The organism is Thalassotalea piscium (genome assembly GCF_030295935.1).
In the GTDB taxonomy this organism is placed as follows: Bacteria; Pseudomonadota; Gammaproteobacteria; order Enterobacterales; family Alteromonadaceae; genus Thalassotalea_B; species Thalassotalea_B piscium.
This window is the reverse complement of sequence record NZ_AP027362.1, coordinates 335,871-361,540: the sequence shown is the minus strand read 5'-3', so window position 1 is coordinate 361,540 and position 25,670 is coordinate 335,871. Positions and strand designations below refer to the sequence as shown.

Here is a 25,670-nt window from a genome sequence, read left to right as displayed (position 1 = left end):
ATTGGTAAAAGAACGTTCCAGCGCCTAAATTCCATCTCCGTCGGTATGCAAACCACATTCTCTTTGCACCCCACCAAATCGCGTGTCGCTTTCTTCCATCCCTAAGGTAAGTGGACGCGTACTATGCACATCACCTATAGAAACATAACCTTTTTCCCATAAAGGGTGGTAAGGCAATCCGTGCTTGGTAAGATATTGGTGAATATCTTTATTCGTCCAATCTATAATAGGGTGTACTTTAAACCTACCCCGTAATATGCCAACTACAGGTAGTGACTCCCTATATTCAGACTGTTGCCTTCTAATACCTGAAAACCAAGTGCCTGCATTCAATTGATCTAGACCGCGCTCAAGTGGTTCTACTTTGTTACGACGATTGTATGCCTTTAGCGCTGAATCGTCTTTTGCCCACTCTTCTCCATATTTTGCCATTTGCCAAGCAGCACTTTCTTTTGCGCTAAACACATGCAAGTTTAATTTTAACCTTTCTGCTAACGTATCAATAAACTGGTACGTTTCAGGAAAAAGATGTCCTGTATCTGTTAACAACACTGGAATATTTGCATCAAGTTGCGTCAGCATGTGTAACATTACCGCCGATTGAACACCAAAACTTGATGATAATACAAACTGGGAAGGTAAGTTTTCCATTGCCCATTCAACTCGATTTACAGCACTTTCTTTTTCTAGTAACTCGTTCCATTGATTTAACCATGGTTCGGGTAAAGACGCAGGAAAACGATTATTTATAGTAGTCTTAATCATAAAAATCCTGTTTGCTCACTTTTACTTCAGCAATTATCCCACTACGAATTACATAATCACCAAATGCCTCACTACTGTTTCGCTCAGCTACCCAGCGTTCAACTAAGTGGTCTATCTCAAATAAAACACTTTGTTCATCAAGGTTCTCTTTATACATTTTAGGTACTCTTGTACCAGCTAAGTTACCACCTAAGTGCATATTATATTTACCTGGACCTTTTCCAACCAAGCCTATTTCAGCTAGCATTGCTCGTCCACAGCCGTTAGGACAACCCGTTACCCGAAGAATGATACTTTCATTACTAATATTATGTTTAGTTAGTATCCCTTCTACATCCGTTACTAAAGTAGGTAAATAGCGCTCAGCTTCAGCCATTGCTAAAGGACAAGTAGGAAAAGCAACACAAGCCATTGAGTTTTTACGCTGCTCACTTACAGACATATCCATCAAGCCATACTTAATAGCAATTGCTTCAATTTCCGCTTTTTGAGATGTTGGAACCCCTGCCACTATTAGGTTCTGATTTGCTGTAATTCTAAAGTCACCCTGATGTACTTTAGCAAGTTCTGCCATCCCTGTTTTTAGAGGTTGATTTGGGCGGTCTATTATACGGCCATTTTCAATAAACAATGCTAAGTAGTGTTTATCGTCTATACCTTGAGACCAACCAATACGATCGCCACGCTCTGTAAATTCGTACGGCCGTGACGGTTCAAATTTACTTCCAGCTCGTTTTTCCACCTCTTGTTTAAAAACATCAGAGCCGACGCGATCAAGGGTATATTTTGTTTTAGCATTTTTACGATTTACCCTGTTACCCCAATCCCTTTGTGTAGTCACTACCGCTTCAGCAAACGCGATTGTCTGCTCTGCGGAAATAAATCCAAAATCGTCCGCTTTTCTTGGATAGGTAGACTTATCTCCATGTGTCATGGCTAAGCCACCACCCACTAATACATTAAAACCAATAAGTTCCCCTGCTTCTTGTATTGCAACAAAGCTTAAATCATTCCCATGAACATCAACATCATTCAACGGTGGTATTACAACTGCAGTTTTAAATTTTCGCGGTAAATAAGTGCTACCCAATATAGGTTCTGCTTCTTGTGCAGTGTCCTCTACCTTTTCTGAGTCCAGCCAAACTTCAGCATAACCCCGTGTCTGTGGTAAAAAGTGTTCGCTAATTTTTTTTGCCCACTCATACGCTTCTTGATGCACTTCTGATTGATATGGATTGGAGGTGCAGAGTACATTTCGGTTCATATCTGCTGCTGTAGCGATTGAGTCGATACCAATACTATTTAGTGCTTTATGTACTGTCTTAATGTTAGGCTTTAAAATACCGTGGTATTGAAAAGTTTGCCTAGTGGTTAAGCGGATACTGCCATACATAGTATGTTCAGTAGCCCACTTATCTACACCCAGCCACTGCTCTGGTGTAATAATACCTCCAGGCAAGCGTGCTCTAAGCATTAAACTATGCAGCGGTTCTAGCTTTTGTTTTGCTCTTTCTGCGCGTATATCTCGATCGTCTTGTTGATACATACCATGAAAACGGATCAGCTGAAAATTATCGCCTGACATTCCTCCAGTTACTTGGTTTTTTAAATCATCGGATATTGTTCCTCGCAAGAAGTTACTTTCTTTTTTAAGACGTTCATTATCAGATAATTTACCTTCCACAACCAAAGGACCTACAACCTTTACATCTTCAGCTTTACTATTGGTACTCATTAATAAACATCCTTCTGATAACGCTTGGCACTACGTAGTACTTTTAAATAATCTTGTGCTTGACTGCTTGACATACCACCCTCTGTTTCAATAATACCTAGTAGCACTTGTTCAACATCTTTCGCCATTCGGTTCATGTCACCACAAATATATAAGTATGCGCCTCGCTCTAACCATTCAAATACAGATTTACCATGCTCTTTAAGTCTATCCTGCACGTATATTTTCTCAGTTTGATCTCTTGAAAAAGCAAGATCAATGCGTGTCAAAAGCCCTGATTTGACATACCCCTGCCACTCCACTTGATATAAAAAATCTTGTGTGTAAGTTTGGTCCCCAAAGAACAACCAATTATCGCCCACTGCATTTTGAGCTTCTCGTTCCTGTAAAAACGCTCTAAAAGGCGCAATACCAGTACCAGGACCAATCATTATGATCGGAGTATCATTATTTTCAGGTAAACGAAAATTATCGTTATGCTCAACAAAAACCTTAACCTGTGCCCCTTCTTCTAGTCTGTTTGCTAAAAAGCCAGATGCACCACCTGTTCGGATCTTATTGTTATTTTCATACTCAACAACACCAACAGTTAAATGTACTTCATCTTCAACTTCTAATTGGCTTGAAGCTATTGAGTATAAACGAGGTGTTATTTTTCTCAGTGAATCTGCTAACTCCTGCGCTGTTACGTTTGCAGGTGCAGATGAGACAACATCGATAACTTGATGTGTACTAGCGTATTGACGTAGGCTATTTTTATCTTTTGCTAGAGATAATAATGCCGCTGCCTGGCTTTTATTAGCCCAGAACTCAATAAAATTAATATTTGTCTGAGTTATCTCTAATTGACTAGTTAATGCTTCTTTTATCGTTACTGTTTCTTTATTAACATGAACAACTTCGTCATCACAAATCCCAAGCACAGAAAGCAGTTCATTTACTAACAAGCTTTCATTTTCAAACCAAACCCCAAGTGCGTCACCTGGCTGGTATGTTATACCTGAATCTAGTAAATCTATTTCTATGTGACGAACATCCTTTGAAGACTCACGCCCTGTAATTTTTTGGCTTAAACCAAGTTCAGCAGTAAATGGTTGTTGTTTACTGTAAAGGCTTGTTGCTCCAGCCGTTGGCAAATTAATAATTTCAGCCGCTTGTGAGTTTCCTAGCATACCTTTAGTTTGTTCTATAATGGTTTCAGACCATTCACTTGCACTCTCTTCATAATCAACATCACAGTCTACCCGAGGTAAAATCTGTATTGCACCAAGCTTATTCAAATACTCATCGAAGTCTTTTCCTGTTTGGCAAAAGTATTCATAACTAGTATCACCTAATGCAAGCACACTATAATGCAAGTGCTTCAAAGATGGTGCTTTTTTTGAAGATAAGAATTCATGTAATGCGACCGCATCGTCAGGTGCTTCACCTTCGCCATTAGTGCTAGCAACGATTAATAAATGAGAAACATTTTTAATCGATTTAGGTTTAAACTCACCCATACTTTTTAAATCAACTGTCAATCCTTGGGCTTTTGCCTGTGCTGCTAACTTTGTTGCTACGCCTTTAGCATTACCAGTTTGTGAACCGAACAAGATAGTTAACGTTGAAGATGCTAAAGGTTTTGATGCGGTAGGAAGAACAGCAACAGATGAACCTTCAGCTTTTGCTGCTAAATAACCACTTGCCCATGCAAGTTGTAAAGGTGAATAATTCCCTACAGCATTTTTTAAAGACGATAGCTGTTCACTATTAAGCATAGATTGGCTTAAGTCTTGTTGTTCTGACAACATACGATCAAATACCTATTAAATGGTGATAACCAGATTGTAGGCTCAAGAGGTTAAACTTAAAAAGAATATAAAATGATTTTTTATGCCAATTAGATATAAGAAAGGGATTCTATCACACAAAGTAAAAAGCCCGACTCTTTCGAATCGGGCTTTTGACGTGCATGGATGCACTAATGTCGAGCTGCCATATTCTTACAAGGATGTAAGTCATTAGGGTAATGCAGGAGCAATTACCGAGATGGCAAGGAACGACCTAAAAAGAAGTCTAGCAATGTCCTACTCTCACATAAAAAGAAGAACACCCACACGCTATACCATCCGCCGCTACTGCGTTTCACACAAAGCAAAAAGCCCGACTCTTTCGAATCGGGCTTTTTTAAAGAGAAGTCTAGCAATGTCCTACTCTCACATGGGAACTCCCACACTACCATCGGCGCTGCTGCGTTTCACTTCTGAGTTCGGAAAGGGATCAGGTGGTACCACAGTGCTATTGTCGCTAGACAAAAAACGTTTTGTACATGGATGTACTTATGTCGCGAAGCCATGGATGGCTAGGAGCGACGTATCTCCATCTACAAATTAATTCGGAAAGCTTTATAAATACGTGTTATTCAATCTAATTCACTCTAACTCACTACTGAGTACGTGATTTGTGCTTATCGCACTCGTCAAACAAACAACCCGTTTACGTCTCTATCGAGCACGCAAAACTATTTGGGTGTTGTATGGTTAAGCCTCACGGGTAATTAGTATTGGTTAGCTCAATGCCTCGCAGCACTTCCACACCCAACCTATCAACGTTGTAGTCTCCAACGACCCTTTAGGGAGCTTAAAGCTCCAGTGAGAACTCATCTCAAAGCCTGCTTCCCGCTTAGATGCTTTCAGCGGTTATCAGTTCCGAACGTAGCTACCGGGCAATGCCATTGGCATGACAACCCGAACACCAGTGGTTCGTCCACTCCGGTCCTCTCGTACTAGGAGCAGCCCTCTTCAATTCTCAAACGCCCACGGCAGATAGGGACCGAACTGTCTCACGACGTTCTAAACCCAGCTCGCGTACCACTTTAAATGGCGAACAGCCATACCCTTGGGACCGACTTCAGCCCCAGGATGTGATGAGCCGACATCGAGGTGCCAAACACCGCCGTCGATATGAACTCTTGGGCGGTATCAGCCTGTTATCCCCGGAGTACCTTTTATCCGTTGAGCGATGGCCCTTCCATACAGAACCACCGGATCACTATGACCTACTTTCGTACCTGCTCGACGTGTCTGTCTCGCAGTTAAGCTGGCTTATGCCATTGCACTAACCGTATGATGTCCGACCATACTTAGCCAACCTTCGTGCTCCTCCGTTACTCTTTAGGAGGAGACCGCCCCAGTCAAACTACCCACCAGACAGTGTCCCCAAGCCCGATAAGGGCCCTAGGTTAGAACATCACGCATACAAGGGTGGTATTTCAAGGTTGGCTCCACCGCATCTAGCGACGCGGTTTCAAAGCCTCCCACCTATCCTACACATGTAGGAGCAATGTTCACTGTCAAGCTATAGTAAAGGTTCACGGGGTCTTTCCGTCTAGCCGCGGGTATACGGCATCTTAACCGCAAATTCAATTTCACTGAGTCTCGGGTGGAGACAGTGTGGCCATGATTACGCCATTCGTGCAGGTCGGAACTTACCCGACAAGGAATTTCGCTACCTTAGGACCGTTATAGTTACGGCCGCCGTTTACCGGGGCTTCGATCATGAGCTTCGCCGAAGCTAACCCAATCAATTAACCTTCCGGCACCGGGCAGGCGTCACACCGTATACGTCATCTTTCGATTTTGCACAGTGCTGTGTTTTTAATAAACAGTTCCAGCCACCTGGTTACTTCGACTCTCCGATGCTTACGCAGCAAGTGCTTCACATTAGAGAGCGTACCTTCTCCCGAAGTTACGGTACTATTTTGCCTAGTTCCTTCACCCGAGTTCTCTCAAGCGCCTTAGTATTCTCTACCTAACCACCTGTGTCGGTTTGGGGTACGGTTCCTATATATCTGACGCTTAGAAGCTTTTCCTGGAAGCATGGCATCAATGACTTCGTGTCCTTGGACACTCGTCTCGTATCTCAGCCTTAAGGATACCCGGATTTACCTAAGTTTCCAGCCTACATACTTTCACACGGACTACCAACGCCGTGCTCACCTAGCCTACTCCGTCCCTCCTTCGCAATATATAGAAGTACAGAAATATTAATCTGTTTCCCATCGACTACACCTTTCGGTCTCGCCTTAGGGGCCGACTTACCCTGCCCTGATTAACATGGGACAGGAAACCTTGGTCTTTCGGCGGGGGAGTTTTTCACTCCCCTTATCGTTACTCATGTCAGCATTCGCACTTCTGATACCTCCAGCAAGCTTTACAACTCACCTTCAACGGCTTACAGAACGCTCCCCTACCACTAGGACGTATCCTTAAGGTATCTGTTGACTTCGCTTCCCAACTCAACGTTCGGGTGAGCTTGACCGTTTTTCTTCTCTAAAACAATGAGAAAAACGTTAGTCTTAAATAGCTTAAGTGATACGTCCTAATCCGCAGCTTCGGTGCATAGTTTAGCCCCGTTACATCTTCCGCGCAGACCGACTCGACTAGTGAGCTATTACGCTTTCTTTAAAGGATGGCTGCTTCTAAGCCAACCTCCTAGCTGTCTATGCCTTTCCACATCGTTTCCCACTTAACTATGACTTTGGGACCTTAGCTGGCGGTCTGGGTTGTTTCCCTCTTCACAACGGACGTTAGCACCCGCAGTGTGTCTCCCGCATATCACTCATTGGTATTCGGAGTTTGCAAAGGGTTGGTAAGTCGGGATGACCCCCTAGCCTTAACAGTGCTCTACCCCCAATGGTGTTCGTGCGAGGCTCTACCTAAATAGATTTCGGGGAGAACCAGCTATCTCCCGGCTTGATTAGCCTTTCACTCCGACCCACAAGTCATCACCGCATTTTTCAACATACGTGTGTTCGGTCCTCCAGTTGATGTTACTCAACCTTCAACCTGCCCATGGGTAGATCGCCGGGTTTCGGGTCTATACCTTGCAACTAAACGCGCAGTTAACACTCGCTTTCGCTACGGCTCCCCTATTCGGTTAACCTTGCTACAAAATATAAGTCGCTGACCCATTATACAAAAGGTACGCAGTCACCCCGAAGGGCTTCCACTGCTTGTACGTATACGGTTTCAGGTTCTATTTCACTCCCCTCACAGGGGTTCTTTTCGCCTTTCCCTCACGGTACTGGTTCACTATCGGTCAGTTAGGAGTATTTAGCCTTGGAGGATGGTCCCCCCATGTTCAGTCAACGTTTCACGTGTGCCGACCTACTCGATTTCATGATAAGTTTATTTTCGTGTACGGGGCTATCACCCTGTATCGCTGCCCTTTCCAGAGCATTCCACTAATTTACAAACCACTTAAGGGCTAATTCCCGTTCGCTCGCCGCTACTAAGGAAATCTCGGTTGATTTCTTTTCCTCGGGGTACTTAGATGTTTCAGTTCTCCCGGTTCGCCTCTTTACGCTATGTATTCACGCAAAGATACTTGCTTATGCAAGTGGGTTTCCCCATTCGGATATCTCAGTCTGTAACGGTTTTTATCACCTTAACTGAGCTTTTCGCAGATTAACACGTCCTTCATCGCCTCTAACTGCCAAGGCATCCACCATATACGCTTAGTCACTTAACCATACAACCCCAAATAGTTTCCTATTGTGGTGTCTTGATGACAAGACCAAGACTGAATGTATGTCTGACATTTTCACGTACTCGTTATGGTACTTATTGCTAAGTAGTCATAATGGAGTTACTTGAATTAGATTTTTCGTTAACAGATAACAAGTTATCTCTTAACCAGCTCGTTCGATGACCGATAAAATCATCTGACTCGCTGTGGGTAGTTATCATTATGCATTTGAGCGCGCGACACGCCATTTGCCTGATAAATACCGGTATTTATATCAGCTTTCCAAATTGTTAAAGAGTTCGTTTTAGGACGCATTCGCCTAACCCGTGGTTTAAAAAACCAAACGTAATCTATTCATCTGAATACCTTAAGTTTGGTTTCTATTTCCTTTAGAAGAAGTGGTGGAGCTAAGCAGGATCGAACTGCTGACCTCCTGCGTGCAAGGCAGGCGCTCTCCCAGCTGAGCTATAGCCCCTCTTTTACTCAAAGAGAGTGGGTAACATGTTATTAAAGCAACTTCAATTACGTGATAGACAAGGCGAATAAATACGACGTGTGCAACGCGCACATGAGTGTTTATTCAACGCAGTATCTCGCGTAATTTGGTAGGTCTGGGCAGACTTGAACTGCCGACCTCACCCTTATCAGGGGTGCGCTCTAACCAGCTGAGCTACAGACCTATATAAATTGCCCGAAGCTTACATGTTAGGACTTCTTCTTTACTTTAGTTATCATTGCAATTTGTGTAGACACTCTGAAATGCAAGCATTTCCATTGAGCCGTTTTACTTCAAGATAAGGAGGTGATCCAACCCCAGGTTCCCCTAGGGTTACCTTGTTACGACTTCACCCCAGTCATGAATCACAAAGTGGTGACCGTCCTCCCGAAGGTTAAACTAGCCACTTCTTTTGCAACCCACTCCCATGGTGTGACGGGCGGTGTGTACAAGGCCCGGGAACGTATTCACCGTAGCATTCTGATCTACGATTACTAGCGATTCCGACTTCACGGAGTCGAGTTGCAGACTCCGATCCGGACTACGACGTACTTTGTGTGATTCGCTCCACCTCGCGGTATTGCAGCACTCTGTATACGCCATTGTAGCACGTGTGTAGCCCATCCCGTAAGGGCCATGATGACTTGACGTCGTCCCCACCTTCCTCCGGTTTATCACCGGCAGTCTCCTTAAAGTTCCCGACTTAACTCGCTGGCAAATAAGGATAGGGGTTGCGCTCGTTGCGGGACTTAACCCAACATTTCACAACACGAGCTGACGACAGCCATGCAGCACCTGTCTCACAGTTCCCGAAGGCACAAATCTATCTCTAGAAATTTCTGTGGATGTCAAGGGATGGTAAGGTTCTTCGCGTTGCATCGAATTAAACCACATGCTCCACCGCTTGTGCGGGCCCCCGTCAATTCATTTGAGTTTTAACCTTGCGGCCGTACTCCCCAGGCGGTCAACTTAGCGCGTTAGCTACGCTACCCACAGATCAAGTCCACAGACAGCTAGTTGACATCGTTTACGGCGTGGACTACCAGGGTATCTAATCCTGTTTGCTCCCCACGCTTTCGTGCCTCAGCGTCAGTATCTGTCCAGGTGGCCGCCTTCGCCACTGATGTTCCTTCCAATCTCTACGCATTTCACCGCTACACTGGAAATTCCACCACCCTCTACAGTACTCTAGCTAACCAGTTTCAAATGCAGTTCCGAGGTTGAGCCCCGGGATTTCACATCTGACTTAATTAACCGCCTACGCACGCTTTACGCCCAGTAATTCCGATTAACGCTCGCACCCTCCGTATTACCGCGGCTGCTGGCACGGAGTTAGCCGGTGCTTCTTCTGTTGCTAACGTCACAGTGCAAGGGTATTAACCTTACACCTTTCCTCACAACTGAAAGTGCTTTACAACCCGAAGGCCTTCTTCACACACGCGGCATGGCTGCATCAGGGTTTCCCCCATTGTGCAATATTCCCCACTGCTGCCTCCCGTAGGAGTCTGGGCCGTGTCTCAGTCCCAGTGTGGCTGATCATCCTCTCAAACCAGCTAGAGATCGTCGCCATGGTAAGCCTTTACCTTACCATCTAGCTAATCTCACTTGGGCTAATCTAAAGGCGAAAGGTGCCGAAGCATCCCCTCCTTTGGTCCGTAGACATTATGCGGTATTAGCAGTCGTTTCCAACTGTTGTCCCCCACCTAAAGGCATATTCCCAAGCATTACTCACCCGTCCGCCGCTCGTCAGCAGATAGCAAGCTATCTCTGTTACCGCTCGACTTGCATGTGTTAAGCCTGCCGCCAGCGTTCAATCTGAGCCATGATCAAACTCTTCAATTAAAAATCGTTTGTGCGCTCCTCTACCTAAGTAAAGGCTCGCTGCTCAATGAATTCTGTCGTGTTATCCACCGAAGTGAATAACTACATAAAACGTACTAATTATTCTTTCCTAATAAAAGGAGAGAAAATTAATACTTATTTGTGTGACTTCTTCATTGCGCTGTTTTTGCTACCTAAGTAGCTGGTAAAATCAACATCAATGTGAGTGCCCACACAAATTGCATGATAACTAATTGTTAAAGAAATTCTTCGACTTACAAGAAGTGGAAGAAAAGTTAAAGCACATTCGTTTAACCTTATCGCTCTAGGCCTTGCCTTAAGCGAGATGCGCATTCTACGCACTTGAATTTTAATGTCAACAGGTTTTTAAAAAGTTTTTAAATTTATCAAAACATTTTTAAACCTTAGTTAACCGTTTAAGAAGCTAAAGCGCTTAGTAAACCTGTTAAAACTCTCACTTGGTCATCCTATTTAAGTGAACGTCGTATTTTCCATTACTTCGTCCTTCTCAAGTTCCCCTGAAGAAGTGGAGCGCATTCTAGCGACTTCATCAAAAGGATCAAGATCTTTTTTCGCTTTTTTGTTTGTTTGCTGTTTTTTAATTCGATTTGTTTATTATCACAGCGAGTTTATGAGGTTTATCTTCTATATAGGGCAAATTAATTAAGTCCGACCGCATTTCTATCTCTATATAATACGCTTATATGATTATTTTTTACACTTTGGCTTGCACATTATCAAAAGCTCGGTAACATAGAATTTGCAGTATTTTGATTTTAAAATAATAATTAGGTATTTCGTATGAATTCTTCTCTACTTTTAACATTCGGAGTTGCTTTTGTACTTGCTATTGTCTCTTATGTCATAGCAGGTCAAGTTGAGCTTACTCCATTAATCGTTTCCGTAATTGCATTTGTAAGTGCAATAATTTTTCCTCTCTTCTTTAATAAGACTAGCAACTCCTCTTCTTCAATCGAAGTAAAGACGCTTTATGTCGGTAATTTACCTTACCGTGCAAACGAAGGCTCAGTAAGAGCTTTATTTGCAGAGCATGGGCAAGTGCATTCTGTTAGATTAATGAAAGATAAACAAACAGGTAAAAGACGTGGCTTTGGTTTTGTTGAAATTTCAGCAACTGATGCCAGCGCTGCTATTACCAAACTGAATGACTCAGAGTTTCAACAACGTACTTTAAAAGTTCGTGAAGCAAAAGAAAGACCTGAAAAAGGCGATTCTGAAGAGCAATAGCTTTCAACCATTAAGCGCTTAACTAATGCCATTCATTTATAATGAGTGGCATTTTTTATTTACCTACTAATACTTACCCATTACCTATTGATGTAGAAGCTTTCCTAATAATAATGTTAAATCTTCTAACTCCCCTTATATGAAGACACAAAATCCCAATATATTTTTAAGCCAGTAGTGGTTCGTAAAAGCTCACACATTATTTTAAAATAACTGATACTTAATGATTGAATGATAATATCAATTTTCAATGATTTTGTTATTTATAAATGCGTTCTTAATTCAAATAGCTCTGGGAAAAAGCTTATATCCAGTGCCTTCTTCAAAAAACTAACTCCAGAAGAGCCGCCTGTTCCCATTTTATTACCAATAATACGCTGAACAGTGTACATATGTTTAAACCGCCATTGCTGAAATGCATCTTCAATATCAACAAGTTTCTCTGCTAATTCATATAGCTCAAAAAACTGTTCTTCATTTCTATATACTTCAAGCCAAGCGTTTAATACGGAAGTATTTGACTGATATGGTTGGCTAAAGTCACGCGATAAAGCGTCCTTATCTATTTTTAAGCCCTGCTTGGCAAGCACTTTAATCACTTCATCATATAAGCTAGGTTGAACTAACACCTTATTTAGCTCTTGATAAACACGATCATTTGACTGATGCACTTTAAGTAATTTGGCATTCTTGTTTCCCAATAAAAACTCTAGCTTACGATAACTATAAGACTGAAAGCCTGATGAATGCCCCAATGAGTCTCGAAACTTAAGGTAATCAACCGGTGTTAACGTTGACAATATATTCCAAGATTGCGTCAGTTGTATAAAAATTTGTTTAACTCTGGAAATCACTTTAAATGCATGACCAAAATCAGCGTTTTGAATATTACCAATCGCTTCGGTTAATTCATGTCCTGCTAATTTTAACCAAAGCTCACTACTTTGGTGAATAGTGATAAAAAGCATTTCGTCATGCTGATTTGATAATGGCTGCTGGGCCGATAACACTTGGTCTAAGCGTAAATAGTCAGCGTAAGACATATCTTCGTTAAAGTCTGTATGAATGCTATCTTCCATATCCCTGTAGTTATTATTATGTGGACAACTCATTATTTACCCCAATTTAGTTAAGGCTAATTCATACATAGCACTATAAATAGCATCGTCTTGCCAAATATTTTCAATATCTGGAGTTTGCATTATTTGATCCATAATTTCGTTTTGAATATCGCCCACAGCTAATGCTTTGCTATAAGGGATATTTGGCGAAAAGGTTACCATCGAATACAAAGGTACCCACAACGAGGGATGTTGTTGATGAAACTTAGCTTCAATTTTTTTTCGCAACAAAAAGTTAGCATTACCGGCTAAATCACTCATTTCTACAAAGTTGCGTTGAGCTAACTCAGTAATTGCATCGCAGTTGGGTTTGCGAGAGCGTTGATACTCTTGCAGTACAAGCGGCCACTTTCCTTGGGTGGTATCAACTAAATCACTTAGAATTCGGCAGTCTTCAAAACCACAATTCATACCTTGCCCATAAAAAGGCACCATCGCATGAGCTGAATCACCAATTAATGCAACTTGATCATTAACCAACCACGGATAAATATGTACTAAACACAAAGGCGAAGCAGCCTTAGCTAAAAACGCTTCAACTGGGTTTTCAAGTAACGAAACGGCATCTGGAAAATATTGGTTAAAAAATGCGTTAACTGATGAATGTTCCTTTAAAGCATCAAACGAAATATCACCAGTTTGATCCATAAACAATGTACAGGTAAAAGATCCATCTAGATTGGGTAACGCAATGAGCATAAAGTCTTTTCTAGGCCAAATATGTAATGCATTTTTTTCTAACTTATGACTACCGTCATCATTAGCTGCAATACTCAACTCAATGTAACTTTGCGGCATATAATCTAAACTATAACTTATCCGCTGTTTCGGTAGCTCTTGCATTAATCGACGCACTTTGGAAAAAGCACCATCAGCACCAAAAACTAAATCACTTTGATGAGTAACTACTTGGTTATTGCTATCTAAATACACTGCCGTATTATCATTGAAATTAAGTTGTGTTAAACGATGAGAAAAGTGTATGTTAATTAGCTCACTCTTTTCAGCGTAACTAATTAACTGTTCATTAATACCAGATCGAGACACCGACCATATAGCTTGATTATCTTTACCATAGGCTTGTTTCGTTAAATTACCTTCAAGATCATGCATTACACGGCAATACATAGGGATAGCCTGTTCGCGAATTTCATTGGCAATACCTAAAGTCTCTAAGGCCAACCAACCTCGTTCAGAGAGGGCAAAATTAATAGACTTTCCCTGATAAATGTTTGTTTTACGAGAATCAGGCCGCGATTCGAATAAATCAATCTGATAGCCCTTTTTAGCTAACATTAACGCTAATAAAGCACCTACAGGTCCTGCACCAACAATGCTAATCGCTTCTTTTTCTGTTTCTGTCTCTTCAACAGTTTCCGCCATAGCTATTTCCACGAAGTTAATAAATTAGTTAATATTTGCCCAAAGCGATAAACGTCTTCAAAACTATTATAAAGTGGCGTTGGCGCTAAACGAATTACATTAGGCTCTCTAAAGTCTGCTATTACGCCAGCATCAGTTAACGCCTGAAAGAAGCGTTTGTCTGTTCCTTCTAACTTAACAGATAACTGACATCCTCTTTGATTAGAGTCAGCAGGGGTAATTATTTCTAAATTAATATCAGGAAAAAGCTCAATCACATTATTAAAGACAAATTCTAAAAAGGCAGTTAGCTTAATACTTTTAGTCCTCAACTTTTCCATACCAACTTCTTGAAAGATATCAAGAGAAGACTTCAAAATAGCCATTCCCATTACTGGCGCATTACTCAACTGCCAACCTTCAGCACCATTCATGGGTTCAAATTGATTTTCCATTAAGAACCTACGCTCTTTATTATGTCCCCACCAACCACCGAAGCGTGGTATTTCAGTATTTTCGCCATGACGTTCATGAACAAAAATAGCACCAACATTACCCGCACTGCCATTTAAATACTTATAAGTACACCAAGCCGCAAAATCTACGTTCCAGTCGTGTAAGTTTAGCGGAATATTTCCGGCGGCATGGGCTAAGTCAAATCCGGCTAATGCACCTACTTGATGAGCGGCATCGGTTAACTTTTTCATGTCGAATAGCTGCCCGGTAAAATAGTTTACTCCACCAAAAAAAACTAACGCGACTTGATCACCGTGCGCGGCAATTGTCGCCAATATATCTTCTTCACGAATTAAGTGTTCACCTTCGCGCGGAGCTACTTCAATAATAGCATCGTCAGGCTCGAAGCCATGGTGCTGTGCTTGTGTTTCCAGCAAATATCGATCTGATGGGAACATTTTGGCTTCACTAATAATTTTATAACGTTGCTTTGTTGGTCGATAAAAAGAAACAAATAATAAGTGTAGGTTAGTGGTCAATGAATTCATGCAAACCACTTCAGACTCTTTCGCCCCAACAATCATCGCTGATGCTGGTGTTAAAATTTCGTGATAGCTCACCCAAGGGTTCGTTGCATGAAAATGCCCTTCTACTCCCCACTTAGCCCATTCATCAAGCTCTGCATTAACATAGCTTTTTGCAGCTTTTGGCGAAAGTCCCAAAGAGTTACCGGTAAAGTACAGCACAGCTTTGTTATTAATTACTGGTTGATGAAATAAGTCTTGGTATGCCGACAAAGGGTCTTGTTGATCTTGTTGCTGGGCAAAGGTTAAGGTATTTTCTAAATTCATCTTTTACTCAATTATGTTGCGATTAATTATTTAGGTAACACAAAAAACTGCTCTGCATTACTGGCTAGAAGTTTTTGTTTATTTAGCTCTGTAAGCTGTGGCGCTGTTTTAATTAACTGTCCCATTTGCTGTTCACCTAACGGGAAGGGGTAATCGGTACCAAACATCAAGCGATCTGTGCCCATTTTACTGACCAATAGCTGTAAGGCATCATGATCGAAAACAGCCGTATCTAAATAAAAGCGATCAAGATAATAACTCGGTGGATGTGCCGATTTACCACGAGCAATATCTCGATGTAGCCAAGCATTTTCTAGACGCCCTAGTAAGAAAGCAAAAGCGCCGCCACCATGAGCGAAGCATATTTTTAACTCTTTACTCACACGATCAAAACCTCCGCCAAGAATCATAGAAACAATTGAAAGCTGTGTTTCAGCTGGCATACCAACAGTCCAGCCCATCATATAATCTTTAGTGCGCTCCGCAGCCATCATATCCCACGGATGAACAAATACAGGGATATCTTCACTAGCACAATGCTGTAAAAAGGTAAGCACTCCTTCATCGTCCATATTTTTTAAGCCAACATGATTGCCAATTTGAATACCAACATGGCCAGTACTTTTAGCTCGACTTGCTTCAACACATGCAACATCGGGGTCCTGCAATGGTACTTGTGCCATGGCAAATAGTCGCTGCGGATTAACTTGGCAAATCTCTAAAGCAGCATCATTAAAAAGCTGCGCGCAATATAGTGACTGCTCAACAGGTTTTTCGTAAGCAAACAATATTGGCGTAGCTGAGATTATTTGCTGATCAACACCATGCTGATCCATTTCTTCAATACGTACTTTTCCATCCCAACAAGCCGAATAAATAGGGCGAAACTCTTTATTGCCTTTCATTAACATTGCTTTTTCTAAGCCCGAGCCATTACTTTTTTGATGACGTAACCAAGGCCAGTCATCACCACCAAACTTTTGTTGCAAGCTTGGCCAAGTTTTTGGAAAAAAGTGAGAATGAATATCGACTACTTTCATCACAAACTGTCCTTCTCATTAAGGGTAACCCAACCGTCTGGTGGCTGTTTACCTGGGTGAATTTCACCACAGCTAGTACAAGTTCTGGCCTCAACATCTTGATAAAAAGCCTGATATAAAGGGGGCAAGTCATCAACTATCGAGGTTAATAACACTTCAGTACGATGAACTAAGCTATTACAATTAAAGCAATACCATTCAAACGCATCTTTTTCTCCCGGTGGGCGTTTCGGCTCAATCACTAACCCTATACTTCCAGCCACCGGACGTTGCGGAGAATGACGAACATGAGCAGGCAAGAAAAATATATCTCCCTCGCGAATAAACACATCTTTACAGACTCCTCCTTCTATTACCTTTAAAACCATGTCGCCTTTTATCTGATAAAAAAATTCTTCAACAGGGTCATCATGAAAGTCAGTACGTTGATTCGGGCCGCCAACAACAGTTACCATCATGTCGGTGTTTTGCCAAATTTGCACATTGCCTACTGGCGGTTTCAACAAATGTTCGTGCTCTTCTATCCAGCGCTGAAAATTAAATGCGCTCAGTGTGGCTGTCATTATATTGTCCTTAACCTTAGCTATTGCTAATCATTGGTTTATAAGCAATTGCTTTACATTCAATTAATAGATGAGGGTGCGGTAATTGATGTACTGCGACTGTGGTACGTGTTGGTCCATCAAAATCAAAATACTCTCCATAAACTTGGTTATAGCCTGCAAAGTCATTCATATTAACTAAAAAGGTACTTATCTCCACTAAGTCAGTTAACTCAGCACCTACCGATGCTAATATATCGCGAATATTCTCAATTACCGCACGAGTTTGTAGTTTAATATTTAAGTTAGTTGCTCCGAACTCATCTACTTCTACACCGGCAAAACTATTATCGGGCAGTCTCGAACTTGTACCTGAAATATAGATAAAATCACCAGCACGTTTTACGTGTGGAAACTTCCCTCTAGGTACAGCTTTACCTACAATTACTTTACTTTCTGTTGTCATTTCTTTGTCCTAATCTATCTTGATACAGATATTGGTAGGCTCACTATAAAAGCGCATTGAATGTTGTCCGCCTTCTCTACCTATACCCGATAATTTCACCCCGCCAAAAGCGGTTCGAAGATCACGTAAAAACCAAGTATTCACCCAAACAATGCCTACGTCTAATTTAGGTGCAACCCGATGCGCACGAGATAAGTTCTCCGTCCATATTGCTGCTGCCAAACCATATTCGGTATTATTAGCTCTGCGAATAACTTCATCTTCTTCGTCAAATATTGAAATATGACAAATAGGACCAAAAATTTCTTCTTGATTGACGCGCGCATTATCATCAAGCCCAGTAATAATGGTAGGCTCAATATAACAGCCATTATCACGTTCATCACCAAAATGAGGGACACCACCACCATAAATAACCTCTGCGCCTTCATCTTTTGCCAACTGATAATACGACAATACTTTTTCTTGATGAGCTTTAGACACTAAAGGCCCAATAAAGACACCTGCTTCTTTTGGGTAGCCTATTTTTATCTGGCTAGCACTGTGCTTCAGCCCTTGAATGAAAGCTTGAGCAATATCTCGGTGAACATACACTTTTTCTGTACATAAGCACACTTGTCCGCAATTAGTAAACGTTGAACGAGTAACACCGGCAATGGCTTTTTTAAGGTCGGCATCACTAAACACAATTGCTGAATTTTTCCCCCCCAGTTCAAATGAAATAGGTTTAACCCCTTGAGCCACAGAGCGCATAATATGCTGGCCAGTTGCAGATGCTCCAGTAAAAGTAACCGCGTCAACCCCACGATGTGCAGTTAAATAATCTCCAACAATACTTCCTCGGCCTAAAATTAGATTAAAAACGCCTTTTGGTACACCAACTTCATCCATAACTTGTGCAAGAAGCATTGCTGTAGATGAAGTTTCTTCTGAAGGTTTTAAAATAACACAGTTACCACATGCTAACGCCGGCGCTATTTTCCATGTAGCTAATAATAAAGGTAGGTTCCAAGGTGAGATTACTGCAACCACGCCGAGTGGTTTGTTTACGCTATAGTTAAGTGCTTTTTCTCCATTGGGTGTTTCGGTAAGAAAAGTTTCACCGCTAGTAAATTTTGCCATATCGGCAAAAACGTTAAAGTTTGCCGCACCCCTTGGTATATCAATAGTTTCAACTTGAAAAAGCGATTTACCAGTATCAGCAATTTCAGCCTCTATAAATTCAGCTTGCCGCTCAATCATGCGCTCGGCCACTTTATGCAATAGGTCGCATCGTTGATTGACCGACATTTCCCCCCACGCTCCTTTAAAGGCAAACGTTGCACTGTTCACAGCTTTATCTATTAGCGCAGGGGTAGCTTCACATAATTGAGAAATAACTTCGCCGTTAACAGGATTAATATTATTAACATACTGCCCTGTATCAATAAAAACACCATTGACATAACAAGGTATTAAACCTTTAAACTCCATGAACAAGTCCTTCCGTAATTTTACAAATAAGTATTAACAAAGCACTTAGTATTAATACTATTAGCATAGTGAATAAGTGACTGTATCGCCTCTTCATTGATAATTAAAATTACATTAATTGTGCCAAACCATTCATAGATATTATCTACTTTTGTATTAAATACTAGGGCGTGTTGACTTTTCGAGTACAAATTTTGTACGAATTAAACATGATTTAATTGAGGCGTAGCGAATAAAGTGTAGTATTCTACATAAATGAGCTAGAACGAAAAGTAAATCATGTTTAAACGTATCCGTAGGACAGCGCCTCTTTGGTTTTTCTACGGCGTTTTCACTTACTTATGGGGAACAACCCCATTACATAAGTTCAGCCTTGTATAAACACCAAACAGATTGCTGCAAAAATGTACAGCAAAGATCAACACGCCCTAGGACCTGTTGACCTTTGTAGAAAAATTTACCTGTTGTTAACACTAAAATTCATTCAAAATAGCAAGCATTAACCCCTTTTCAGGAAAATTAAATGAAAATAACACATTTACTCAAAGTAACAGCGCTATGTACTAGTGCTTTATTGATTAGTTGCTCTGAACAAGCAACTAAGTCTGCATCAACAAGTTCAGTTCAAACAGAAAAAAACAGCAGTACTGCACCAACAAGTGATTTAAATATCGCTTACGAAAAGTTTACCCTCGACAATGGGCTGCAAGTTATTTTTCATGTTGACCGCTCAGACCCTGTAGTTGCTGTGGCACTTACTGCCCATGTTGGCTCAGCAAGAGAGCTCCCTGGAAGAACAGGCTTTGCTCATTTATTTGAACACTTACTTTTTCTTGAATCTGAAAACTTAGGTAAAGGTGGTTTAGATAAAATGAGTGCGCGAATTGGTGGTTCAGGCGCTAATGGTTCAACGAGTCGCGACCGTACTAATTATTTTCAAACAGTACCTAAAAATGCCTTAGAAAAAATGATCTGGGCAGAAGCTGACAAACTCGGTTACTTTATCAATACCGTAACAGCACCAGTGCTAGCCAAAGAAAAACAAGTGGTAAAAAACGAGAAACGCCAAAGTAATGACAACAGACCATACGGCCATACTCAATATGTAATTGATAAAAATTTATACCCTGAAGGTCACCCATACAGCTGGCAAGTAATAGGTTCGCTTGAAGATCTTCAAAATGCGACATTACAAGATGTAAAAGACTTTTTTAATCGTTGGTACGTACCTAATAACGTCACGCTGGTGGTTTCAGGCGACTTTAACGAAAACCAAGCCAAGCAGTGGGTCCAAAAATATTTTAACGAAATACCAAAAGGTCAGGAAATTGAGCGCAACAAAAAACAAGCCGCTAATCTAAAAGAAAGTAAGCGTTTGTATTTTGAAGATAACTACGCCAAAGCACCACAACTTACGATCACTTGGCCAACCGTGCCACTTTATCATCCTGACAGTTATCCGCTTGAAGTACTTAGAGAGTTATTAACTGACGGCAAAAACGCCGCGATGAACCAAATCCTCATTGATCAACTCAAGCTAACCAGTTCAGTTAGTATGGGAGCCTACGACTCTGAACTTGCTGGACAAACGTCTTTAAGAGTCACTGCTTTTGAAAATACTGACTTAAACGCTATTTTTAATGCCGTTAATCAAGCGTTTGCTCTTTTTGAACAAGAAAAGTTTACAGAAGACGACCTTAACCGTGTTAAAGCTGCACAAGAAACAGGTTTTTACCAAAGCTTATCAAGTGCTTTAGGTAAAGGGTTTCAGTTAGCCCAATATAACATTTATACAGGTGACCCTGGTTTTGTTAAACAAGATGTTAATAACATTCTTTCGGTTTCTAGTGACGATGTCTGGCGGGTGTATAATAAATACATTAAAAATCAACATTATGTGGCAACAAGTTTTGTTCCTAAAGGAAAAGCACAGTTAGCACTAAACAACTCTACGTTAGCTAATGTAGCTGAAGAAAAAATTGTTGTAGGTGCAGAAGAAAAATTCGATGCATCGCAAAAAGCAAGCTACGAACGCACAGCTTCAAGCTTTGATCGCTCTATTGAACCCCCTTACGATAGCTCGCCTATAGTGCTAAAAGCGCCGCCAGTTTGGCAATCGAAATTAGCTAATGGATTAAGCATTTATGGCATAACACACAACGAAGTACCTTTAGTTAGTTTTTCCATCGAAATAGGTGGCGGGATGCTCTTTGATCAACCAGATAAAATTGGTGTTGCTCGATTAACAGCTGAGCTTATGAATAAAGGTACCCAAGAAAAAGATCGTGCTGAGCTTGAAGAAGCTATCAAAAAGCTAGGTGCAACGATCCACGTTAATGCGGGTAAACAAAGTATTACAATATCGGGAAGCACATTATCTAAAAATTACGCTAAAACAATACAATTAGTTAAAGAAATTTTATTAAAGCCGCGTTGGGATGAAACTGAATTTAACTTAGCAAAAGAAGCAACCATTAACTCAATAAAAAATATGTCTGCTAACCCTAATATAATAGCGGCTAACGAATTTAATAAGCTGCTTTATGGTAATAACCACCTGTTAGCGAATAACCTATTTGGCACAGAAGAGTCAGTCAATGCGATTAACTTAGCTGATCTGAAGAACTACTACGAAAGCGCAATATCTCCCAACTTAACACGCTTTCATATTGTTGGTGATATTGCCGAGCAAGAAGTGACTAATTCATTAAAAGATCTAGCCAATGCGTGGCCTGAAAAGGCACTAACATTACCTAAGCTAGACATGCCAGCAATGCCTAAAAAAGCTCAAGTTTATTTTTATGATGTACCTAATGCGAAACAATCAATGATTTATATTGGTAACCCATCATTAAAAGCAACAGATCCTAACTATTACTCTGCACAAGTCATGAATTATCGCTTGGGCGGTGGTAGTTTTGCCTCAAAGCTGACCCAAGAGCTAAGAGAAACAAAAGGTTATACTTATGGTATACGTTCTGGCTTTTCAGGTAGCCCAATTGATGGGTATTTTTTGATTAATAGTGGCGTACGCGCAAACATTACACTTGAAGCCGTAGCACTGATCAGAGACATTTTGAGAAATTACCAACCTGAATTCAATGAACAAGACTTAGCAGTAACTAAAGGTTATTTTTTGAAAAGTAACGCTCGCCGTTTTGAAACGCCAAATGCAAAGCTTACTGTGCTAAAAAACATGAGTGAATATGGCTTACCCGCAGATTATGTACAACAGCGAGCCTCTGCATTAGAAGTACTTACACTGGAAGATATAAAAGCATTAGCTCAGCAATATATCCAGCCAGATAACATGATTTATTTAATTGTTGGGGATGCAGCAACACAACTTGAGCGACTAGATGCACTCGGGTTAGGTGAAGCTATTTTGCTTAATACGCAAGAATAACGTCAATACGATATTTACTTAACCTTAACTCGGATTAAGAGATAAGTTAATGCCCTGAAGTTGCTAGGCTTGTGGTTGTAGCAACTCACTCGCTTGATGGTTTTTCTTAATTCAGGGCAAATTCATTAAGAATAGATAATTCTATTGTTTATGAATTTAACGCAGAAGCCAGGAAAAATAGCTGCTAGAGAGCTATTTAACCTGAGTTGAGGTTACTTATACATTAAAGGCATCTTAAGATGCCTTTTTTATTGGCAGATATTTATATTTTAATAGAAGAAAAAATCACACTATAGCGCATAAAGAAGTAACCACTTACTTATAATCACACTTTAAACTGACCAACCAAACTATTTAAGCGGCTAAATTCACTTTTTAAACGGTCACAAGCTTGGTCAGTTTGTTGTAAATTTTCAACACCTTGTTGATTTAATTCCATTAACTGAGTGATATCTTCGTCAATAGAAACCATAACATCACTTTGCTGCTGAGTGGCCTCTGCCACCGCATGATTCTCATTATCAACTTGTTCTAATGATCGAACAATTGAGTGCATTTGTTGATCTGCGACATTAGCTTTATCAACACTATCACTACTATTTTTCTGACTTTTTTCCATCGAACTGACAACAGATAATGTTCCTTGCTGGAGTTTATCAATCATGGTTTCAATTTCTGTTGCGGCTTCTTGTGTGCGCTGCGCTAAACTTCTAACTTCATCAGCAACCACTGCAAAGCCTCGACCTGCTTCGCCAGCCCTAGCCGCTTCAATGGCTGCATTTAGTGCAAGTAAATTAGTTTGAGTACTTACCCCTTTTATTACATCTAAAATACTAACAATATTTTGCGTTTCTAAGTTTAATTTTTCAATATCGTCGCTTGAGTTAGCCATAATATGCGATAAGTGTTGAATCGACTCGATATTATCTTTCAGAGCGTTCATTCCTGCTTGCGATTGATCTTGCATCGCTCGAGTTAACTCTGACGCTGTAGCAGCATTAGTCGATATTTCATTAGACGAGTTACTTAATTCGGTAATAGCACTAGAGACATTAGCACTACGATTTAATTGTTGTTCAGCCATTGATATACCATGATGAGCACTTTGTCGAACCAACTCAATATGCTCGTTAAGCGAAGCTGCAGATCTGTTCACTTGTTGCATTGAATGATGAATAGTTTCAATAAAGCCATTGAAGTTGGACGATAATTGACCAATCTCATCCTGCGTATCAACCGATAAACGTTGTGTTAAATCGCCGTCACCCTCAGAAATGTCTTTAATAGCCGTATTTAAACGATAAATAGGTTTCATTAAATGACCAATTAAAAAATGCAGTAGCACCACGGTAATACATAAACTAACTAAACCAACAATAATGGCGGTACTACGGGCATCCACCAAAGATTGGTAAGCTTTTTCTTTATCGAGTACTACCCCAATATACCAATCTACTGATTCAATGCCATTAATAGGCACAAATGACACAATATTTTTATCATCTAGTTCATTTAGTTTCGGGGTAAATGCCGGTCGACTACCCAATAACTCTTCAACATTTTTATTGACCATTTTATTATTGGGATGGCTTAATATTTTACCTTTAGAGGTAACTAAATAAGCGTAACCTAGATCAAGAAAGTCAATCTGATTCAGTATTTCAATAATGTCGTCAAGAAATATGTCGCCACCCGCAACACCCACAAAATTACCATTTGGCATTACTGGCGAAACGGGTGATATCACCAATTTATCTATCGTCACATCTAAATACGGTTCTGTAAATGTTGGTTTTTTTGTTTGTTTAACTTGGGTATACCAGGGGCGTTTTCTGGCATCGTAACCTTCTGGTAAAACTAATGATTCGTCATCTAAAATAAATTTACCACTGCTTTCTACACCAACATAAGCGTTTTTAAATGCCCCAGACTTTACGGCTTGTTGCACCGTTTTAAGCACAGTGTTAGCTTCAGGGTTTTCTGAGGTGCTTTGCGCTATAGAATTAACAATACGGAGTTTGCCGTTTAGCCAATTGGCAATATTGCTTGAAACTGAATAGCCAATTTCATCAATGGCTCGATTAAGGTTTTCTTGAGTATCACTTTTTAAAGAAATATAGTTTATGGTTGTGGAAACCAACAAAGCAAGTACTAACAAAACAGCACTAATAATAATAATTTTATGGGCAAACTTCAGTTGGAACACAAGCACTCACTTTTATAATGATTTAGAAAGTAAAATTTACTTTATCACCAGATTATTAAAAATCCAATGTCATCAAAAATTAAATAATATCCACTAAAACTACAAGGTTATATATTATCGGTGATATAACTCACACTGACTTTACAACAGCACCAACAAATGTATCAGATCCCGGTACTGTTGCCATATTGGTATAAGATTTAATAGGTTTTGCTCTCAGACGTAAAAATCAATCGGCTTAATATTTATTATTTTGGGGGCAACCTAATAAAAATGCGTTAGCCGTGTTTAATTACAGCCCCTTAGTTTAACGACGAGTTTTTTTATTGTTATACCCTCTCCATTTCTTTTTCCATACGCCATAGTAGTAACTGATTGTTCGCTGGCATTTTAATATCTGCTTGAAGTTTAAAACCGATATTTTCTGCTAATTTGTTTACCCACTCAAAGTCACGAATTCCGCTTAACGGATCACGATCTTGTAGCCATTGCTGAAATCGTTGGTTACTCTCACTACTAAAGTTACCATGATAATTAAACGGACCATAAATGGCTAACAAGGTGTTGGTATGGCAAACCTTAGGTAGATTCTCAAAGAGCATTTTTACATGCGCAGCTGACATTATATGTAAAGTATTAGCGCTATAAACAACATCAAACTTTTGTTTTGGCCACTCTTGAGCGTTACTAACATCAAGCGCTATAGGTGCGAGTACATTATTGAGTTTAACCTCAGAATAGTTTTGATATAAAGCTTCCATCCCTTCTGCTCTATCTGATAGCTGCCAACTTATATGCGGTAACTGTTGAGCAAAGTGAAAAGCATGCTGTCCAGAATAACTACCTATTTCTAAAACGGAGTGATAATTAATAAGAAGCGGCGTTAACACCTCTAATATTGGGTGTTTATTGCGCTCACAAGCGTCTGAAAAATTTAACATGATTAATACATTAAGTTACCTACAGAAGGCGTAGACTACTTAAAAATTGATACTATGCCAAATAATTACATTAAAGTATGTTAATGTTGAATCAAACAGAATAACGCACACCTCTTTTAACAATTTATATCGCAAGCTCTGTTACTTCATGCAAAATGTAAATATTAAAACAGCAGGCAGCCAAGCATAATCATTAGATAAACAAGCAT

The 25,670-nt window shown here is 40.4% G+C and carries 14 protein-coding genes, 2 tRNA genes and 3 rRNA genes; 2 read left to right on the top strand and 17 right to left on the bottom strand.

Annotated features, from left to right (window positions below; genetic code table 11):
• Nucleotides 1-24: 24 nt before the first annotated feature.
• The 8 genes from QUD79_RS01460 to QUD79_RS01425 form a co-directional block, all read right to left on the bottom strand.
• The gene (locus tag QUD79_RS01460; RefSeq protein WP_184425134.1) at nt 25-765 is read right to left on the bottom strand and encodes a phosphoadenylyl-sulfate reductase; all 741 of its coding nucleotides are present in this window, start codon (nt 763-765) and stop codon (nt 25-27) included.
• Nucleotides 758-2,500 carry an assimilatory sulfite reductase (NADPH) hemoprotein subunit gene (gene cysI, locus QUD79_RS01455; protein WP_184425132.1) on the bottom strand — a complete coding sequence of 581 codons (1,743 nt, stop codon included), beginning with the start codon at nt 2,498-2,500 and terminating at the stop codon, nt 758-760. Before cysI ends, QUD79_RS01460 begins: the two co-directional genes overlap by 8 nt.
• Nucleotides 2,500-4,293: an assimilatory sulfite reductase (NADPH) flavoprotein subunit gene (locus tag QUD79_RS01450; RefSeq protein WP_184425130.1), complete on the bottom strand. Its 1,794-nt coding sequence runs from the start codon at nt 4,291-4,293 to the stop codon at nt 2,500-2,502. The genes cysI and QUD79_RS01450 overlap by 1 nt, the downstream gene beginning before the upstream one ends.
• A gap of 386 nt (nt 4,294-4,679) precedes the next feature.
• Nucleotides 4,680-4,794, bottom strand: a 5S ribosomal RNA gene (gene rrf / locus QUD79_RS01445).
• A 224-nt stretch (nt 4,795-5,018) separates the two neighbouring features.
• Nucleotides 5,019-8,014 (bottom strand): 23S ribosomal RNA (locus QUD79_RS01440).
• Between the two features lie 396 nt (nt 8,015-8,410).
• Nucleotides 8,411-8,486: transfer RNA gene (locus tag QUD79_RS01435), tRNA-Ala, on the bottom strand.
• A gap of 128 nt (nt 8,487-8,614) precedes the next feature.
• Nucleotides 8,615-8,691, bottom strand: a tRNA-Ile gene (locus QUD79_RS01430).
• A 115-nt stretch (nt 8,692-8,806) separates the two neighbouring features.
• Nucleotides 8,807-10,349, bottom strand: a 16S ribosomal RNA gene (locus QUD79_RS01425).
• Together the 16S, 23S and 5S rRNA genes with 2 tRNA genes alongside form the textbook arrangement of a ribosomal RNA operon.
• Before the next feature lie 801 nt (nt 10,350-11,150).
• Between QUD79_RS01425 and QUD79_RS01420 the strand changes: the two genes are divergently transcribed.
• Entirely contained in the window at nt 11,151-11,597 is a 447-nt protein-coding gene (locus QUD79_RS01420; protein WP_184425568.1) for an RNA recognition motif domain-containing protein, read from the top strand.
• A 263-nt stretch (nt 11,598-11,860) separates the two neighbouring features.
• Here QUD79_RS01420 and kynA read toward each other — a convergent pair whose 3' ends face one another.
• The 7 genes from kynA to QUD79_RS01385 are packed head-to-tail and all read right to left on the bottom strand — an operon-like array spanning nt 11,861 to nt 18,908.
• Nucleotides 11,861-12,709 (bottom strand): tryptophan 2,3-dioxygenase, encoded by an 849-nt coding sequence (gene kynA / locus QUD79_RS01415; RefSeq protein WP_184425566.1) that lies wholly within the window; start codon nt 12,707-12,709, stop codon nt 11,861-11,863.
• Nucleotides 12,710-12,712: 3 nt separating this feature from the next.
• Entirely contained in the window at nt 12,713-14,101 is a 1,389-nt protein-coding gene (locus tag QUD79_RS01410; protein WP_184425564.1) for an FAD-dependent oxidoreductase, read from the bottom strand.
• 2 nt (nt 14,102-14,103) lie between these two features.
• Nucleotides 14,104-15,387 (bottom strand): kynureninase, encoded by a 1,284-nt coding sequence (kynU, locus tag QUD79_RS01405; protein WP_184425562.1) that lies wholly within the window; start codon nt 15,385-15,387, stop codon nt 14,104-14,106.
• 26 nt (nt 15,388-15,413) lie between these two features.
• On the bottom strand, nt 15,414-16,427 hold the full coding sequence (locus tag QUD79_RS01400) for an amidohydrolase family protein (RefSeq protein WP_184425579.1): 1,014 nt from the start codon (nt 16,425-16,427) through the stop codon (nt 15,414-15,416).
• Nucleotides 16,427-16,990, bottom strand: coding sequence for a 3-hydroxyanthranilate 3,4-dioxygenase (locus QUD79_RS01395; RefSeq protein ID WP_184425560.1), 564 nt, complete (start codon nt 16,988-16,990; stop codon nt 16,427-16,429). Before QUD79_RS01395 ends, QUD79_RS01400 begins: the two co-directional genes overlap by 1 nt.
• Before the next feature lie 16 nt (nt 16,991-17,006).
• Nucleotides 17,007-17,435, bottom strand: coding sequence for a RidA family protein (locus QUD79_RS01390; RefSeq protein WP_184425558.1), 429 nt, complete (start codon nt 17,433-17,435; stop codon nt 17,007-17,009).
• A gap of 9 nt (nt 17,436-17,444) precedes the next feature.
• Nucleotides 17,445-18,908: a 2-hydroxymuconic semialdehyde dehydrogenase gene (locus QUD79_RS01385; RefSeq protein WP_184425557.1), complete on the bottom strand. Its 1,464-nt coding sequence runs from the start codon at nt 18,906-18,908 to the stop codon at nt 17,445-17,447.
• 523 nt (nt 18,909-19,431) lie between these two features.
• Here QUD79_RS01385 and QUD79_RS01380 point away from each other — a divergent pair.
• Nucleotides 19,432-22,314 (top strand): M16 family metallopeptidase, encoded by a 2,883-nt coding sequence (locus tag QUD79_RS01380; protein WP_184425555.1) that lies wholly within the window; start codon nt 19,432-19,434, stop codon nt 22,312-22,314.
• A 325-nt stretch (nt 22,315-22,639) separates the two neighbouring features.
• On the opposite strand, the gene QUD79_RS01375 is transcribed toward QUD79_RS01380, so the two are convergent.
• Both QUD79_RS01375 and QUD79_RS01370 read right to left on the bottom strand, forming a co-directional pair.
• Nucleotides 22,640-24,520 carry a methyl-accepting chemotaxis protein gene (locus QUD79_RS01375; RefSeq protein WP_184425553.1) on the bottom strand — a complete coding sequence of 627 codons (1,881 nt, stop codon included), beginning with the start codon at nt 24,518-24,520 and terminating at the stop codon, nt 22,640-22,642.
• A gap of 329 nt (nt 24,521-24,849) precedes the next feature.
• Entirely contained in the window at nt 24,850-25,461 is a 612-nt protein-coding gene (locus QUD79_RS01370) for a DUF938 domain-containing protein (protein ID WP_184425551.1), read from the bottom strand.
• Between the last annotated feature and the right edge of the window lie 209 nt (nt 25,462-25,670).

Bases quoted from the DNA above. Each gene is read 5' to 3' on its own strand.
- QUD79_RS01410 (WP_184425564.1), bottom strand. From the start codon at position 14,101: ATGGCGGAAACTGTTGAAGAGACAGAAACAGAAAAAGAAGCGATTAGC.
- QUD79_RS01450 (WP_184425130.1), bottom strand. From the start codon at position 4,293: ATGTTGTCAGAACAACAAGACTTAAGCCAATCTATGCTTAATAGTGAA.
- cysI (WP_184425132.1), bottom strand. From the start codon at position 2,500: ATGAGTACCAATAGTAAAGCTGAAGATGTAAAGGTTGTAGGTCCTTTG.
- kynA (WP_184425566.1), bottom strand. From the start codon at position 12,709: ATGAGTTGTCCACATAATAATAACTACAGGGATATGGAAGATAGCATT.
- QUD79_RS01385 (WP_184425557.1), bottom strand. From the start codon at position 18,908: ATGGAGTTTAAAGGTTTAATACCTTGTTATGTCAATGGTGTTTTTATT.
- kynU (WP_184425562.1), bottom strand. From the start codon at position 15,387: ATGAATTTAGAAAATACCTTAACCTTTGCCCAGCAACAAGATCAACAA.
- QUD79_RS01420 (WP_184425568.1), top strand. From the start codon at position 11,151: ATGAATTCTTCTCTACTTTTAACATTCGGAGTTGCTTTTGTACTTGCT.
- QUD79_RS01380 (WP_184425555.1), top strand. From the start codon at position 19,432: ATGAAAATAACACATTTACTCAAAGTAACAGCGCTATGTACTAGTGCT.
- QUD79_RS01370 (WP_184425551.1), bottom strand. From the start codon at position 25,461: ATGTTAAATTTTTCAGACGCTTGTGAGCGCAATAAACACCCAATATTA.
- QUD79_RS01395 (WP_184425560.1), bottom strand. From the start codon at position 16,990: ATGACAGCCACACTGAGCGCATTTAATTTTCAGCGCTGGATAGAAGAG.
- QUD79_RS01460 (WP_184425134.1), bottom strand. From the start codon at position 765: ATGATTAAGACTACTATAAATAATCGTTTTCCTGCGTCTTTACCCGAA.
- QUD79_RS01390 (WP_184425558.1), bottom strand. From the start codon at position 17,435: ATGACAACAGAAAGTAAAGTAATTGTAGGTAAAGCTGTACCTAGAGGG.
- QUD79_RS01400 (WP_184425579.1), bottom strand. From the start codon at position 16,427: ATGAAAGTAGTCGATATTCATTCTCACTTTTTTCCAAAAACTTGGCCA.